We start from the raw sequence: 14,253 nt of genomic DNA, 5'->3' as shown, positions 1-14,253 counted from the left end.
TAGCCGAGCCGGTTCAGATCCTCCGCCGACCCGATGGAGGAATTGTTGGCGGGCGGCAGGTCGAGGCTGACCCAATGCATCCCGTGCTGCGCCGCGAACAGAGCCAATTGGATCAACGTCGCGAGCTTGTCGCCGGCCATCGACCCGGAATTGGTGAACCCGGCGGCGATCTTGTCCTTCCACAGGTAGCCCTGGGCCATCACGGCCCGCGATGTCGCCTCCTGGAACGCCTTGAACGCCGCGGAGGCCGCGCCCGTATAGGTCGGCGCGCCGAAGATAATGGCGGGGGCGGCGTGGAGGACGGCCCAGGATTGGTCCACGTCCTCGACGGGAACGAGCGCGGCCTCCGCGTCAGCGACGAGCCGGACACCCGCCGCGACGGCCTCGGCCTGGCGCGCGGTATGGCCATAGCCCGAATGGAATACGATCGGGATCAGGATCGGCCGAGGCTCGCCCGGATCCCTGCGCATGATGATGTCGGCCATCGTTTCCCCTTGTCGGTTCAGCCACCGATGACATGACAAGGAAGCCCGGGCCGGTGTGACATCCGGCCGATGGTCCGCAGGGTTCGGTCCTGCGGTTCGCGCTTTCGGCGGCGCTGGACAGGGCCGTTCCGCCGACCCAGATCGGACGATGATCTGAGCAGACGAGCACGCGATGACAGCCGAGACCAATGCACGCCCCGCCCTCGATGACGACACTCTGGCCTTCGCGGCCCGAGTCTTCCAGTACGCCCGGATGGGTCACGCCGAAGAGCTCGCTGAGCTGTTCGGCCAGGGGCTGCCGGCGAACCTGCGCAACGACAAGGGCGACAGCCTGCTGATGCTGGCTGCCTATAACGGGCAGGCGGAAGCGACGCGGGTGATCCTGGAGGCCGGCGGCGATCCGGAACTCGGAAACGATCGCGGCCAGACCCCGTTGGCCGGCGCGGCGTTCAAGAACGATCTGGCGATCGCGCGGCTGCTGCTCCAGCACGGGGCGGCGGTGGACGGGACCGGCGACGGCAGCCGCACGGCCCTGATGACGGCGGCGATGTTCGACCGGACCGAGATGGTCGACCTGCTGCTCCAGCACGGGGCCGACCCGGACCGGCGCGACGCCGCCGGCCAGAGCGCCGCCGACATGGCCCGTGCCATGGGTGCGCAGGCGACGCCGGGGCAGCTCGACGGGGCTGAGCGGCCGGTAGGGTGAACTCAGCCGGGATCGGCCGGTGCTTCGCCGTTCGGCACGACCGCAAGGCTGAAGCCGAGCGCGGCGACGACCCGTTGCACGGTCTCGAGACTCGGGTTGCCGGTCTGCGAAAGGGCCTTGTAGAGGCTCTCGCGCCCGAGGCCGGTGGCCTCGGCGACGGCCGACATGCGTCCGGCGCGGGCGACATCGCCCAACGCCCGGCGGAAAGCCGCTGGGTCTTTCTCTTCCAGAGCGGCTGAGAGGTAGGCAGCCACATCCTCGGGCGCGCGGAGATGCTGCGCGATTACGAAAGGCCGCGTCGGGGTCTTGGGAGGGGACTCAGAAGCCGCCATGGGCATATCCTCAAACCGTCAATGCGAGTTCATGGGCCCGCGCGATATCGCGCGCTTGGCTACCCTGGTCGCCGCCGCACAGCAGGATCACGATCGTGCCATCGTCCCGGTGGACGAAATAGATGCGGTAGCCCGGACTGCTGTCGATCTTCATCTCGCTGACCCCGCCACCGACAGGGGCCACCGTCCCCGGGTTGCCCTCTTGGAACCGAACGATCCGCCGGGGGATTCTCGCTCGGCCGACGCGGTCGCGCAGGCCTTCGATCCACCGGTCGAAGACGGCCGTCGTCACGATCCGCGGCACTTGAAAAGTATCCCATAAGATACGCTGCGTCGCAAAGCCTTCAACGCCGAAGCGGGCGATCGTCGAACGCCGGCACGGGCAGCCGCGCAAACCCGGGAGATGAAACGCCTTGCCTCATCACGCCATCCTGAGGGGTAGGGGACGCTCCCTGGCTTGCCTGGCGCTGTTCGCCACGCCGCTTGCAGCCTCCGCCGCCGAGACCCCCTGGCCGGCCTTCGGGCACGATCCCAGCAACCGCAATTTTTCCGAGCTGACCCAGATCGACCGCGATTCGATCGCCCGGCTGCGACCCGCCTGGATCTTTCAGACGGGCGTGACCGGCTATTTCCAGGCCCAGCCCGTGATGGTGGACGGGACGCTCTACCTCTCCACCACCCAGAACAATGTCGCGGCTCTCGACGCAAAGACCGGCAAGCCGCTTTGGACCTACTCACACAAGCCGCGCACGGAGAAGATCTTCGGGCCGCCATCCAACCGTGGGCTCGCGGTGTCCGGCGGCCTCGTCTTTGAGGCGACCATGGACGGGCGGTTGATCGCGCTGGACGCGAAGACCGGCACGATGGTCTGGGACAAGGAGGCGGTCCGGCCGGAGGAGGGCGAGACCGAAACCGCCTCTGGGCTGGCGGCCACGCTCGGCGGAAAGCCCGTGCAGGGTTCGAGCCGGCTCGGCTTCAAGATGCCGCCGCTGGTCGCCGACGGGCTGGTGATCGTCGGCGTCACCGGCGCGGGCTACGGCTTGCACATCGAGGACGCGGCGGGCGGCCTCGACGGCGGCGCGGTGGTCGGGATCGAGGGCGGCTATGGCCGACGCGGCTGGCTCGCGGCCTACGATGCCAAGACCGGGGAAGAGCGCTGGCGCTGGTACGTCACGCCCTCGGAGGGCTGGGAGGGCGGTTTTGTCGAAAAGACCGCCGACGGTACGCCGCTCCATCGCGACATCGCCGCCGAGAAAGCGGCGGCCCCCGCCAACCGCGACGCGTGGCGCGTCGGCGGCGGCTCCCTTTGGATGACGCCGGCCTACGATTCCGATCTCGGCCTGATCTTCCTCGGCACCGGCAACCCGGCACCACAGAATTTCGGCCTGTCGCGGCCCGGGGACAACCTCTACACGATGTGCCTCGTGGCGCTGGATGTGAAGACCGGCGCGCTGCGCTGGTACTACCAGCAGGTGCCGCACGACGAGTGGGGCTACGATGTCGCCGCGCCGCCCTTCCTGCTCGATGGTCCGAACGGCACCAAGGCCGTGGCCTCGGCGAGCAAGACCGGCTGGATCTACGTCCACGACCGGGCATCGGGAAAGCTCCTCGAACGCTCGGCGCCGCTCCTCGACCAGAAGAACCTGTTCGCACCGCCGACCGCCCAGGGCACCGTCGTGGCGCCCGGGCCCCTCGGCGCGGTCTCCTGGCCGCCGACGGCCTATGATGGGCGCCGCGCCTACGTGCAGGTCCGCCACGGGGCGACGACCTACACGGTGAAGACCGTGCCGGCCGCCACAGGGCGGCCGGAGATCCGCTACACCGAGACCGGCGAAGCCAAGGGCCAGCCGGCCTTCAGCACGCTCACCGCCGTCGATCTCAAGGACGGCGGCACAATCGCGTGGTCGGTGCGGTCGGCGAGCCGGCTCTCGGGAGGCACGCTGGCGACTGCGGGCGGTCTCGTCTTCTCCGGCGAGGAGGATGGACATCTCGATGCCCACGACGCGCGCGACGGCCGCGTGCTCTGGCGATTCCAGTGCGGCGCGGGGATCAGCGGGCCGGCCATGACGTACGCGCTGGACGGCAAGCAATACGTGGCGGTGGCTGCGGGCGGCGCGTCCTACACCAAGGCGTCGGGTTTCGGCACCGGCGACGCGCTGCTGGTCTTCGCGCTGCCCGATTGACCACGGCCGAGCTTGACCGGAAGGATTCCCGCCAGGGGCGGGGACCCTTCCGGCTCCTGACAGAGGCGCAGAGCACGGACGGCGGGATAGCTGGTTCCCGGCCGACGGATCGCGGGTGATCCGCACCATCGCGATGCCGGCCGACACCAGCCCGGCCAGCGACATCTTCGGCGGCTGGCTGATGGCCCAGCTGGATCTGGCCGCCGGCAACGTCGCCGCGCGGCGCTGGCGTTGGCGCTGCGCCACCATCGCGGTCGACGCGATCACCTTCCATCACCCGGTCTTCGTGGGCTGCGAGGTCGGCCTCTACGCGTGGCTCGTCCAGGTCGGGCGCTCGTCCCTGCGCATCCAAGCGGAGGTCTGGCGGCGCGAGCGGGCGAGCGAGGCGATCATGAAGGTCACGGAGGCGACCATCACCTTCGTGGCGGTCGGCGCCGACCGTCGCCCGCGGCCGGTGCCGCCGGAGGTGGCCGGGCGCGGAGCCTCATCGTAGAGTCGGCTGCGGCATCCGCGGCGCGATCCGAGGATCACCGCTTACGCACGTTGGCCCAAATCGCGCATGGTGTCGGTCAGTCCGGCTTTCGCGGCGGCGCCGGTCCGGCGCGCGCGTGGATGGCGGCCGCACGTCCAGGGATCGGAACCACACGATGGCGCAGCGGTCGGGACACGACTTCAAGTTCGGCATCGAGGAGGAGTTCTTCCTGGCCAGCGCTCGTTCGCGGGGCGCGCCGCGCGCGTCGATCCAGGGTTTCCACGACGCGGCCAAACGTCTGGGCTCGGTCGAGCGGGAACTCCTCGAAAACGAGGTGGAGATCTGCTCGAAGCCGACGGCGAGCGTCGAGGAGGCACGGGCCGCGCTCGGTGATCTGCGCGACAAGCTCCAAGCGACCGCCCGCGCGCACGGGCTCAAGCTGTTCGCCGCCGGCACGCACCCCACCGCCGTCTGGTCGATCCAGAAGGAGACGGACAAACCACGCTACCGGGGGATGATGGACGACCTTCAGATCACCGGGCGCCGCTCCGTGGTCGCCGGCATGCACGTCCATGTCGAGGTGCCGCGCCCCGAGGAGCGGGTGGACATCATGCGGCGGATCTACCCGTTCCTGCCGCTGCTGCTGGCCCTCTCGACGTCCTCGCCGTTCTACGACCGCCGTCGCACCGGCCTGCACGGCTACCGGTTGCGGGCCTACGCCGAGTTGCCGCGCACCGGCCTCCCCGAGCTGTTCGACGACGATGCCGATTACGCCCGGTATGTCCGGGTTATGACCACCGCGGGTGCCGTGCCCGATCCGACGTACTTCTGGTGGCACATCCGCCCATCGATCCGATACCCGACCCTGGAGTTGCGCGTCGCGGACAGCTGCACGCGGCTGGACGACACCCTGACCGTCGCCCAGCTCTATCGCTGCCTCGTCCGTCTGCTCGACCGTCGTCCGGACATCCACGCCGGCCTGACCGGCGCCTCGCGGGGGTTCGTGATGGAGAACCTGTGGCGGGCCGAGCGAGACGGCACGGGCGCGTCGCTGATCGATGAGGCGGCCGGGCGCGCCGTCTCCGTCACCGACGCCCTGGACACGCTGCTGGACCTGATCGCCGAGGACGCGGCCGCGCTGGGCTGCACGGCGCAGGTGGCGCACGCCACGGTGATCGCCCGAAACGGCTCGAGCGCAGCCGGCCAGCTCGCTGCCTACACCACCGCCCGCGACGGCGGCGCCAGTGAGGGCGTGGCGTTGAAGGCGGTCATCGATTGGCTTGCACGGGAGACGGCCCCCCTGGGCTGACCGATCGATCGAGAGCGGCGAACGGATCGCGACAGGGCTGCATTCCCCTCAACCCGCCGCCAGCGCGTAGCGCGTCCGCAGGCGCAGGCCGAACACCGCCATCATGAACATGCAGCAGGTGGCGTTGTTGCCGTTCCACAGCACCGTCTCGAACGAGGCCGAGACCAGCCCGAGGAACCACAGCCGCAGGAACAGCATCGTCTCCGCGTCGAGCCGGGCGCCACCGGCCACGCGCTGGAGGTCGCGCACCGGCGCGAGCACGAAGGCCGCCACGGTCAGCGCGAGGAGCGGCAGGCCGCCGATCAAGGCGGTGTCCAGATAGGCGTTGTGGGCGTGATCGACGGTGTTGACCCAGGTCAGCTCCTCGGAGCCGCCATACATGGTCCGCTCGGTCATCCAGAAGGCGCCGATCCCCCAGCCGCGCCAGGGGCGGATCAGGATGTTGTCGATGGCGAACTGCCAGATCTCGCTGCGGCCGGTGAAGGTCGCGTCGGTCAGCAGCGACCCGACCGCCTCCTGGATCGGCGGCACCAGCACCGAGCCGATCGAGACCAGCGAGAACCCGACCACCGGGCCCAGCAGCAGCAGGCGCCGGGCGAACCCGCCCGTTAGCACCTGACAGAGCCCCGTCACGCCGAGGATCACCGGCAGCAGCAGGATCGCGGTCTTGGAACCGCTCGCCAGCAGGAACCCACCCGCCAGCAGCACGATAGCCCAGCCGAGGAACCGGTTGGCGGCCGTGGCGACGTAGAGGCCGACGATCACCAGGATCACCATGGCGGCGCCGGCCTCGTTCTTCTGCGGGAAGATCCCACGCCAGAGGCCCGGATGGCTCGGATCGGAATTGACGTCGAAGGCCGAATGGATGGCGAGGCTCGGCACGAAGGCGACCGCCAGATAGGACGAGAGCACGATCACCAGGGCCGCCCCGGCGAGGCTCAGGGCGAGCTGCCGCGGGGACCGGGCGACGATCAGAACCCCCGCCGAGAGCATCGCGGCGATCACGAACAGCGCCAGCCGACGCAGCGACAGGCTCGGCTCGATGGAGAGCAGCGTCGTCAGGCCAAGCCAGACGGCGCAGAGCACGAGCGGCCGGGTCATCAGCGGTTGGAGGTGCCGCAGGCCGATCCGGCGGATCGCCAGCGCCATGGCGGTGCCGGCGGTGAGGAACAGCACCTGGGTCAGCAGGCTCCCGTCCTCGGAGGCCGAGAGGATCGACCGGTCGGACAGGTCCTTCAGCCAGACGTGGTTCCAGAGCAGGACGAAGACCGCCCCGTTGAGGAGCACGCGCAGCAGATCGGGGACATCACGGGCCGTGCTGCCGTCCCGTCGCCCTCGGGGCGGGATGCCGATCGCTGCGTCCGCAGAAGCCATGTCGTCCCACCGCGAGGCCGCATCATGCGCCTATGGTCATTCTAGCGCCGGGACGGGCGCACGCGATGGCAAATCAAATATTGCGCCCAGAGATCGCGCGATAACCTTGACGAACGCCTGCCGCCCTCAGCGCCGCATCGTGTACTGGGTCCGACCGGCGGATTGGCGCATCAGGAACGCCGCCATCTCGGCGAGTTCCGGCGCCTTGGAGCGGAAGGTCACCGACAGGGCGAGCAGCGTGTCCTTGTGGTCGAGGCCCGGATAGATCCGCTCCTGCACGGGCACGTGCTCGGCGCGCAGGCGGGCGGCGAGGCTCACCGTGTGGCGGGGCTTCACCACCGTGTCGGCTTCGCCGGACGCCAGGAAGGCGGGGGGCGAGAGCGGGCCGACGAAGCTGCCCGGCTGGGTCGCGGCCAGATCGGGCGCCTTGCCGAACACCTTGAGGGTCGTGTCCTGATCGAGCGGCAGGAAATCATAGGGGCCCGACAGGCCGGCCACCGCCTTGATCGCCTTGGGATCGACGCCCGCCGCCATCACGTAGCGCGGGTCGAGGCCGAGCATCAGGGCGTTGTAGGCGCCGGCCGAATGGCCCGCCAGCACGATCCGGCGCGGGTCGCCGCCGAAGGCTGCGATGTTGTCGCGCACCCAGGCCAGTGCCGCCGCCCCGTCTTCCAGGAAGCCCGGGAAGGCGGTCTCCGGATAGAGCCGGTAGTCGGGCAGCACCGTGACGAAGCCCTGGGCGGCGAGCGCATGCCCGACGAAGGCGTAATCGTCCTTCGCGCCGCTCTGCCAAGAGCCGCCGTAGAAGAAGACCAGCACCGGAGCGTTCTCGGCGCCCGCCGTGGGGACGTAGACGTCGAGGCGCCGCCGGGGCCCTTCGCCGAAGGCCTGATCCTTCGCGGCGAGGCGCCCGCCGGGATCGCGCGGGCCGATCGCGTCGAACAGGGCGAGCGGCGAGGCGGCGTTGAGGCCGAACGCTGCGAGTCCGAGGCAGAGCAGGCTGGCCAGCGCAGTGAGGAGTCGTGTCATATCCCGTCCGGTTGTCGCGACAGGAGCATACGGCACCGCTCTCGGGGCGGATTGATGACGCTCGCGCGGCGAAGCGCGAAAAATCAGGTCCGCAGCACGAAGCAGGCGCCGCCGACCTTCCGGATGCGGCCGCACAGGTCGTCGGCGGCCTGCCGGCTCTGGGCCGGGATGCGGATCCGGTAGAAGGCCCGGGTGCCGCGGTTGCGCAGCCGCGTCCCGATGATCATCGGCCGCACCTCGCCGATCACGCCCGCATAGGTGCTCCGCGCCCGGTTGAAGCTTTGAAGCGCCAGGGATTTGGAGAAATTGCCGGCGAGCTGGATGCCCCAGGGGGCGGCCGGGCCCTCGTTGGCACCCAGCGCGAAGCGGTCGCCGCGGGACGGGATGCGCAGGCTGGCGGTGACCTGCAGGCAGGTCTGCGGCGCGTCCGGCTTGGCCGCCTTGGCGTCCTTCGCGTCAGGCTTTTCCGGTGCGCCGCCCTCAGGGTACTCGATCGCCTTGCCGGGGCCGGTCCGCCACGCGTCGGCCGGGACGCCCGTGATGGCGGCCACGTAGGCGCGGGTCTCCTCGGGCAGGCCGCCATCGCCCGCGAGCCATTTGCTCACCCGGCCCGCGCCGCCGTTATAGGCCGCCGCCGCGAGGCCGAGATTGCCGAACTGGGTTTTGAGATCCGCCAGCAGGTGGGCGGCGTGCGGGATCGCCTGCTCGGGGTCGAACGGGTCGAGGAGGCCGCGCTCCCGGGCCGTCCCGGGCATGAACTGGGCGACACCCTGCGCCCCGGCCCGGCTGACGACGCCCACGCGAAAACTGCTCTCGCGCCAGATCAGCCGCGTCAGGAACGGCACCGGCAGGCTGCGGGCCTTGGCGGATTCATCGATCAGGCGGCACAGCGCCTGCTCCACGGTCTCGGTCGCCCCCTCGGAGGGGACGGCCTGAGCCGGGTGCGCCGTAACGCAGAAGAGGGCGAGGAGGGCGCCGCGGCGCAGGCGTGCGATAGTCACACCGGCGTTGTAGCGACCTTCGGTTGCGGATCAATCGATGCTGGTGGCCGCATGGGGCTCTGAGATGTGGTCCGGTCGAGCTGCGACGCGGCCTGGTCTTGTGCGGCCTCCCGGATCAGGTTCCGCTGACGCTCCACCTGTCCGGGAAAGGGCGTCGCGTTTTATCCGATCTGCGCGACGCCCTTTCCCGGGCGCATGCAGCGCCAGCGGAATGCGCCCGGGACCCAGCACGGGAGGCGGCGCCCTCAAGTCGCCACGCCATCGGCTGACCAAGCCGGTGCATCATCCCCGAGACGGCGCGCCGCCCGCGCCCAGCGCATCGAAACGCCGGCCACCTCCACCGGCGTCCGCAGCCGCCGCGCCGGTCCCCATGACGTCGCCTCGATCTCGGGCGCCAGATCCTCCGGCGACGCGGCCGGGCAGGCGGGCTCCGATTCGGCCGGACCGGCTTCGATCAGCAACGCAGCCGTGCGGGCGAGAGACAGCCGCGCCCCGCCCCCGGCCCCGTCGGCGACCCGGCGCGCCAGCAACCGCAGAACCGCCGCCGCCATCATGTAGCCGGTCGCGTGGTCGAGCGCCTGGACCGGCAGCGGCACCGGCTTGGCGGCTTGCTTCCACGCCTGGCCGGCCTGCGCGATGCCGGTGCTCATCTGTACGAGGCTGTCGAACCCGCGCCGTCCGGCCCAGGGGCCGGTCCAGCCATAGGCGTCGAGGCAGACCTCCACGAGACCCGGCGCGAGGGATCGCCGAGCCTCCGCCCCGTATCCGAGGCCGTCCAGGGCCCCCGGCCGATAACCGTGGACCAGCACGTCCGCCCCCGCGAGCAGCGCCTCGAAGGTCACCCGGTCGGCGGCGCGGCGCAGGTCCAGCCGCGCGCAGGTCTTGCCGAGGGTCATCTCGGGCTCGATGGGAGCCTCGCTCCAGTCGGGCGGGTCGATCCGCAGCACATCCGCCCCGAAACCCGCGAGAAAGCGCGTCGCCACCGGCCCGGCGATCACCCGCGTCAGGTCGAGGACGCGCAGGCCGGCGAGCGGTCGCCCGGGCCGGGGGACCCAGGCCGATGCCGATCGGTCATCGCTCGGATCGACCTGCACCAGCGACTCGGCCGCCACCGCGCGGCCCTGCGGATGCGCCGCCCAGTCGGCGAGGCCGCGCATCTCGGCCGCGCACCCGCCCTCGGCCAGGATCGCAGCCTCAAGCTCAGCCTTGGCCCGGCCCGACACCGCCCGCGCCATGCCGGCGCGATCGCCTTGCGGACCGAGCACGCGCTCGGCCGCCGCCCGGTGATGGGGCGCGTTGGTGTGGAGCCGGATCCAGCCGTCCCGGGTCTCGTAGTCCCCCGCGACGGGATCCCAGGGGTCGGGCACGGGCCAGCCCTCGGGCTCCAGCGACCGCGCGAACCAGAACGCGGCGAGACGCCGGTTCACCGTGACCGGACCGGTCAGCCCCGCGACCTCCGCGAGCGCCAGCGCGGCCGCCCCGACCGAGCCGGCCGCCAGATCGCTCACCGCGAAGGCGGAGGGCAGGGCGCCGGTCCCGGTGACATGCAGCGTGTCGAGGGCGCCGGGCGGCCCGTCGAGCGCCTGCCAGATCCGGGCCGCGAAAGCGTGGGCGCCATCCGTCATCGCGATCTCCCGCGCGATCCGCCTGGGCCCGGCGGACCTTCGTCGCAGCAGGATAGACTAGGGCCGCCGGCCCGGCGCGCTATAAGGAGCCGCATGACGTTGGATGAATCCCAGCCGCTCCTCGCCGTCGAGGACCTGTCCGTGGCCTTCCGCTCGCGGGAGGGCGAGACCCGGGCGGTCGACGGCATCGGCTTCACCATCCGGCGCGGCGAGACCCTGGCGCTGGTCGGCGAATCGGGTTCCGGCAAATCCGTGACGGCGCTGGCGATCCTGCGGCTGCTCGATGGGGCCGCGCGCCAGGACGGGCGGATCCTGTTCAAGGGCCGCGACCTCACGAGTCTGCCGGAACGCGCGATGCGCGATGTCCGCGGCGCCGACATCACCATGGTGTTCCAGGAACCCATGACCTCGCTGAACCCGCTCCACACGATCGAGCGGCAGATCGGCGAGGTGCTGGGCCTCCATCGCGGGCTCTCCGGCAAGGCGGCCAGGCGGCGGATCCTCGAACTCCTCGACCTCGTCGGCCTGCGCGACGCGGAGAGCCGCATGGGCGCCTATCCGCACGAACTCTCCGGCGGCCAGCGCCAGCGGGTGATGATCGCCATGGCGCTGGCCTGCGAGCCGGACCTGCTCGTGGCCGACGAGCCGACCACGGCTTTGGACGTCACCGTTCAGGCGCAGATCCTGGCGCTACTCGCCGACCTGCAGAAGCGGCTCGGCATGGCGATGCTGTTCATCACCCACGATCTCGGCATCGTCGAGCGGATCGCCGACCGGGTCTGCGTGATGCTCAAGGGCAAGATCGTGGAGGCCGGCGCGACCAAGTCGGTCTTCGCCAATCCGCAGCACGCCTACACCCGCCGCCTGATCGCCTCCGAGCCGAAGGGCCGAGCCAACCCGGTCCCGGCCGATGCCGCGCCGCTGCTTGAGGCCGGGCCGCTGAAGGTCTGGTTCCCCCTGAAGGCGGGCCTGCTCCGGCGGGTCGTCGGCCACGTCAAGGCGGTGGACGGGGTCTCGCTCAAGGTCCGCGCCGGAGAGACCGTGGGGGTCGTGGGCGAATCCGGCTCCGGCAAGACCACGCTCGGCCTCGCCCTGCTGCGGCTGACCGCCTCGGAGGGACCGATCGTGTTCCTCGGCCAAGCCGTCGATGGCTTCTCCGTGGCGCAGATGCGGCCCCTGCGAAAAGACATGCAGGTGGTCTTCCAGGATCCCTACGGCTCGCTCTCGCCGCGCATGTCGGTGGCCGATATCGTGGCGGAGGGGCTGGTGGTTCAGGGCGCCGTGCGCTCGCGGGCCGAGCGCCGGGCCGTGGTCTCGAAGGCGCTCACCGATGTCGGACTCGACCCGGCCGCCATGGACCGCTACCCGCACGAATTCTCCGGCGGCCAGCGCCAGCGCATCGCCATCGCCCGGGCGATCGTGCTGAACCCGCGCTTCGTCGTGCTCGACGAGCCCACCTCGGCGCTCGACCGCTCGGTCCAGGCGCAGATCGTGACGTTGTTGCGCGACCTTCAGCGGGAGCGTGGCCTCGCCTACCTGTTCATCAGCCACGACCTGAAGGTGGTGCGGGCGCTCGCCAACTACGTGATGGTGATGCAGAACGGCCGCGTGGTCGAGGAAGGCCCCGCCGAGACGATCTTTTCCGATCCGCAGACCGCCTACACACGGGCCCTCTTCAAGGCCGCCTTCGCGCTCGACAGCGACGCGCCGACCGAGCTGGAGCCCGCCTGACCGTGCCACGTGCGCTGCTCATCGTCCTCGATTCCGTCGGGATCGGCGGCGCGCCGGATGCCGAAGCCTACGGCGATGCCGGTTCCGACACGCTCGGCCACATCGCGGAAGCCTGCGCGGCCGGACGCGGCGACCGGGCGGGGCTCCGCGCCGGCCCGCTGCGCCTGCCGCACCTCGCCGCCCTCGGGCTCGGGCTGGCAGCCGCCGGGGCCTCGGGCCGGATCCCGTCCGGTCTTGCGCCCATGGGCGAGCCGGACGGCGTATACGGCCACGCCGTGGAGAGAGCCGCCGGCAAGGACACGCCGTCGGGCCATTGGGAGATCACCGGCCTGCCCCTGCTGGAGCCCTGGGGACACTTTCCAGAGACGCAACCGGCCTTCCCGCCTGAACTCACCCGGGCGCTCGTAGCGGAGGGCGGGCTGCCCGGCATCCTGGGGGATCGCCACGCGCCGGGCGTCGCCATCATCGACGAACTCGGCGCCGAGCATGTCCGGACCGGCCGGCCGATCTGCTACACCTCCGCCGACAGCGTGTTCCAAATCGCCGCCCACGAGGACGCCTTCGGGCTGGAGCGGCTGTACGACCTGTGCCGGGTGGCGCGGCGCCTGTGCGACCCCTACCGGATCTGCCGGGTGATCGCCCGGCCCTTCGTGGGCTCGGCGGAGGCGGGCTTCCGCCGCACCGGCAACCGCAAGGACTTCGCGGTCGAGCCCCCGGGCGTCACCCTGCTCGACCGGGCCGAGGCGGCGGGCCGCGCCGTGGTGAGCGTCGGCAAGATCGGCGACATCTTCGCCCACCGGGCCACGGGCCGGGAGCTGAAGCCGGGCCCCAACGCCGCCTGCCTGACGGCGGGGCTCGACGCGCTGAAGGATCTGCCGGATGGCGGCCTGATCTTCGTCAACCTCGTGGATTTCGACACCGAGCACGGCCACCGCCGGGACGTGCCGGGCTACGCCGCCGAACTCGAAGCGTTCGACGCCCGGGTCTTCGAGATCAGGACGGCGCTCCGGCCCGGCGATCTCGCGTTCATCACCGCCGATCACGGCAACGACCCGACTTGGACCGGAACCGACCACACCCGCGAGCAGGTGCCGATCCTGGCCTTCGGCCCCGGCGTGGCCGGCCGCTCCATCGGCCGGCGGGACAGTCTTGCCGATATCGGCGCCACGCTGGCGGCCCATCTGCGCCTGCCCTGGGACGGCGCCGGAACACCCTTCCTGTAGGAGGACACGATGCGGGACGACGACGACGACCGGCCGCGCAAGGCGATCGCGCACGCGATCGGTCAGCCGCTCGATACCCTGTCGCTCGCGGATCTCGACGAGCGCATCGCGCTCCTGCGGGCCGAAATCATGCGGATCGAGGCGGCAAGGGCGGCGAAGCAGGCGGCGCAGGGGGCGGCCGACGCCTTCTTCAAGCGGGGCTGAAGCTTGGACCGGACCGAAACGCTGGCCGCCCTGCGGCGCGGCGACCTCGACGGCGCCCGCGAATTGCGCCTGCCCGACGGGCTGACGGAGGTGCCTCCGGAGGTCTTCGCGCTGGCCGACACCCTGGAGGTGCTGGACCTCGGCCGCGGCGGCCTGACCGGCCTGCCGGCCGATCTCGGGCGGCTGCGTCACCTGCGGGTGCTGTTCGCCTCGGGCAACCCGTTCGAGCGCCTGCCACCGGTTCTGGGCGATTGCCCGAGCTTGAGCCAGCTCGGCTTCCGTGGCTGCGGCATCCGCGAAGTGCCGGCCGAGGCGCTGCCGCGCGACCTGCGCTGGCTCATCCTCACCGACAACCGGATCGCGACCCTGCCGACGGCGCTGGGGGAGCGGCCGCTGCTGCAGAAGCTGATGCTGGCCGGCAACCGGATCGCGACGCTGCCCGACAGCCTGTCGGCGGCCGATAACCTCGAATTGATTCGGCTCGCCTGCAACCGGCTCGGCGCGCTGCCGCCCTGGCTGACGCGCCTGCCGCGCCTCGCCTGGATCGCCTATGCGGGCAACCCCGCCGAGCCCGTGACG

At 71.2% G+C, this 14,253-nt stretch carries 15 protein-coding genes; 8 read left to right on the top strand and 7 right to left on the bottom strand.

From position 1 onward, the window contains the following. Positions 1-485, bottom strand: a 485-nt coding sequence (locus tag OXS49_RS29550; RefSeq protein WP_267428211.1) for a flavodoxin family protein, incomplete at its 3' end; no start/stop codon positions are given. A 172-nt stretch (positions 486-657) separates the two neighbouring features. Between OXS49_RS29550 and OXS49_RS29545 the strand changes: the two genes are divergently transcribed. Further along, positions 658-1,191: an ankyrin repeat domain-containing protein gene (locus OXS49_RS29545; RefSeq protein WP_267428210.1), complete on the top strand. Its 534-nt coding sequence runs from the start codon at positions 658-660 to the stop codon at positions 1,189-1,191. 2 nt (positions 1,192-1,193) lie between these two features. On the opposite strand, the gene OXS49_RS29540 is transcribed toward OXS49_RS29545, so the two are convergent. Both OXS49_RS29540 and OXS49_RS29535 read right to left on the bottom strand, forming a co-directional pair. Then, positions 1,194-1,523 carry an addiction module antidote protein gene (locus OXS49_RS29540; protein WP_267428209.1) on the bottom strand — a complete coding sequence of 110 codons (330 nt, stop codon included), beginning with the start codon at positions 1,521-1,523 and terminating at the stop codon, positions 1,194-1,196. Between the two features lie 10 nt (positions 1,524-1,533). Continuing rightward, complete coding sequence (locus OXS49_RS29535) at positions 1,534-1,827, bottom strand: type II toxin-antitoxin system RelE/ParE family toxin (RefSeq protein ID WP_267428208.1); 294 nt, start codon at positions 1,825-1,827, stop codon at positions 1,534-1,536. Between the two features lie 148 nt (positions 1,828-1,975). Here OXS49_RS29535 and OXS49_RS29530 point away from each other — a divergent pair, with 148 nt between their 5' ends. The 3 genes from OXS49_RS29530 (at position 1,976) to OXS49_RS29520 (ending at position 5,487) form a co-directional block, all read left to right on the top strand. Continuing rightward, positions 1,976-3,706, top strand: coding sequence for a PQQ-binding-like beta-propeller repeat protein (locus OXS49_RS29530; protein WP_267428213.1), 1,731 nt, complete (start codon positions 1,976-1,978; stop codon positions 3,704-3,706). Between the two features lie 133 nt (positions 3,707-3,839). Then, the gene (locus OXS49_RS29525) at positions 3,840-4,199 is read left to right on the top strand and encodes an acyl-CoA thioesterase (protein ID WP_267428212.1); all 360 of its coding nucleotides are present in this window, start codon (positions 3,840-3,842) and stop codon (positions 4,197-4,199) included. A 154-nt stretch (positions 4,200-4,353) separates the two neighbouring features. After that, on the top strand, positions 4,354-5,487 hold the full coding sequence (locus OXS49_RS29520) for a carboxylate-amine ligase (protein WP_267428207.1): 1,134 nt from the start codon (positions 4,354-4,356) through the stop codon (positions 5,485-5,487). 48 nt (positions 5,488-5,535) lie between these two features. Here OXS49_RS29520 and OXS49_RS29515 read toward each other — a convergent pair whose 3' ends face one another. The 4 genes from OXS49_RS29515 to OXS49_RS29500 all read right to left on the bottom strand — a co-directional run bounded on the left by OXS49_RS29515 (position 5,536) and on the right by OXS49_RS29500 (position 10,516). Continuing rightward, on the bottom strand, positions 5,536-6,861 hold the full coding sequence (locus tag OXS49_RS29515) for an O-antigen ligase (RefSeq protein ID WP_267428206.1): 1,326 nt from the start codon (positions 6,859-6,861) through the stop codon (positions 5,536-5,538). A 126-nt stretch (positions 6,862-6,987) separates the two neighbouring features. Further along, positions 6,988-7,890, bottom strand: a complete 903-nt coding sequence (locus tag OXS49_RS29510; RefSeq protein ID WP_243999108.1) for an alpha/beta hydrolase — start codon at positions 7,888-7,890, stop codon at positions 6,988-6,990. An 83-nt stretch (positions 7,891-7,973) separates the two neighbouring features. After that, positions 7,974-8,891, bottom strand: a complete 918-nt coding sequence (locus tag OXS49_RS29505) for a lytic transglycosylase domain-containing protein (protein WP_267428205.1) — start codon at positions 8,889-8,891, stop codon at positions 7,974-7,976. Between the two features lie 245 nt (positions 8,892-9,136). Then, positions 9,137-10,516 carry a CoA transferase gene (locus tag OXS49_RS29500; RefSeq protein ID WP_267428204.1) on the bottom strand — a complete coding sequence of 460 codons (1,380 nt, stop codon included), beginning with the start codon at positions 10,514-10,516 and terminating at the stop codon, positions 9,137-9,139. Between the two features lie 93 nt (positions 10,517-10,609). On the opposite strand from OXS49_RS29500, the gene OXS49_RS29495 reads away from it, so the two are divergent. The 4 genes from OXS49_RS29495 to OXS49_RS29480 form a co-directional block, all read left to right on the top strand. Next, complete coding sequence (locus OXS49_RS29495) at positions 10,610-12,247, top strand: ABC transporter ATP-binding protein (RefSeq protein WP_267428203.1); 1,638 nt, start codon at positions 10,610-10,612, stop codon at positions 12,245-12,247. A 2-nt stretch (positions 12,248-12,249) separates the two neighbouring features. Then, positions 12,250-13,470, top strand: coding sequence for a phosphopentomutase (locus tag OXS49_RS29490; protein ID WP_267428202.1), 1,221 nt, complete (start codon positions 12,250-12,252; stop codon positions 13,468-13,470). Positions 13,471-13,479: 9 nt separating this feature from the next. Next, positions 13,480-13,674 carry a DUF1192 domain-containing protein gene (locus OXS49_RS29485; RefSeq protein WP_267428201.1) on the top strand — a complete coding sequence of 65 codons (195 nt, stop codon included), beginning with the start codon at positions 13,480-13,482 and terminating at the stop codon, positions 13,672-13,674. Positions 13,675-13,677: 3 nt separating this feature from the next. Beyond that, on the top strand, positions 13,678-14,253 hold a 576-nt coding region (locus tag OXS49_RS29480; protein WP_267428200.1), incomplete at its 3' end, for a leucine-rich repeat domain-containing protein.

Source organism: Methylobacterium sp. GC_Met_2, assembly GCF_026540795.1.
Lineage (GTDB): Bacteria > Pseudomonadota > Alphaproteobacteria > Rhizobiales > Beijerinckiaceae > Methylobacterium.
Note: the sequence above shows the minus strand (reverse complement) of the source record. Positions and strands in the feature narration are given on the sequence as shown.

Coding starts and splice junctions, on each gene's coding strand:
- OXS49_RS29495 (WP_267428203.1), top strand. CDS start 10,610: ATGACGTTGGATGAATCCCAGCCGCTCCTCGCCGTCGAGGACCTGTCC.
- OXS49_RS29510 (WP_243999108.1), bottom strand. CDS start 7,890: ATGACACGACTCCTCACTGCGCTGGCCAGCCTGCTCTGCCTCGGACTC.
- OXS49_RS29525 (WP_267428212.1), top strand. CDS start 3,840: ATGCCGGCCGACACCAGCCCGGCCAGCGACATCTTCGGCGGCTGGCTG.
- OXS49_RS29485 (WP_267428201.1), top strand. CDS start 13,480: ATGCGGGACGACGACGACGACCGGCCGCGCAAGGCGATCGCGCACGCG.
- OXS49_RS29515 (WP_267428206.1), bottom strand. CDS start 6,861: ATGGCTTCTGCGGACGCAGCGATCGGCATCCCGCCCCGAGGGCGACGG.
- OXS49_RS29545 (WP_267428210.1), top strand. CDS start 658: ATGACAGCCGAGACCAATGCACGCCCCGCCCTCGATGACGACACTCTG.
- OXS49_RS29520 (WP_267428207.1), top strand. CDS start 4,354: ATGGCGCAGCGGTCGGGACACGACTTCAAGTTCGGCATCGAGGAGGAG.
- OXS49_RS29500 (WP_267428204.1), bottom strand. CDS start 10,516: ATGACGGATGGCGCCCACGCTTTCGCGGCCCGGATCTGGCAGGCGCTC.
- OXS49_RS29540 (WP_267428209.1), bottom strand. CDS start 1,523: ATGGCGGCTTCTGAGTCCCCTCCCAAGACCCCGACGCGGCCTTTCGTA.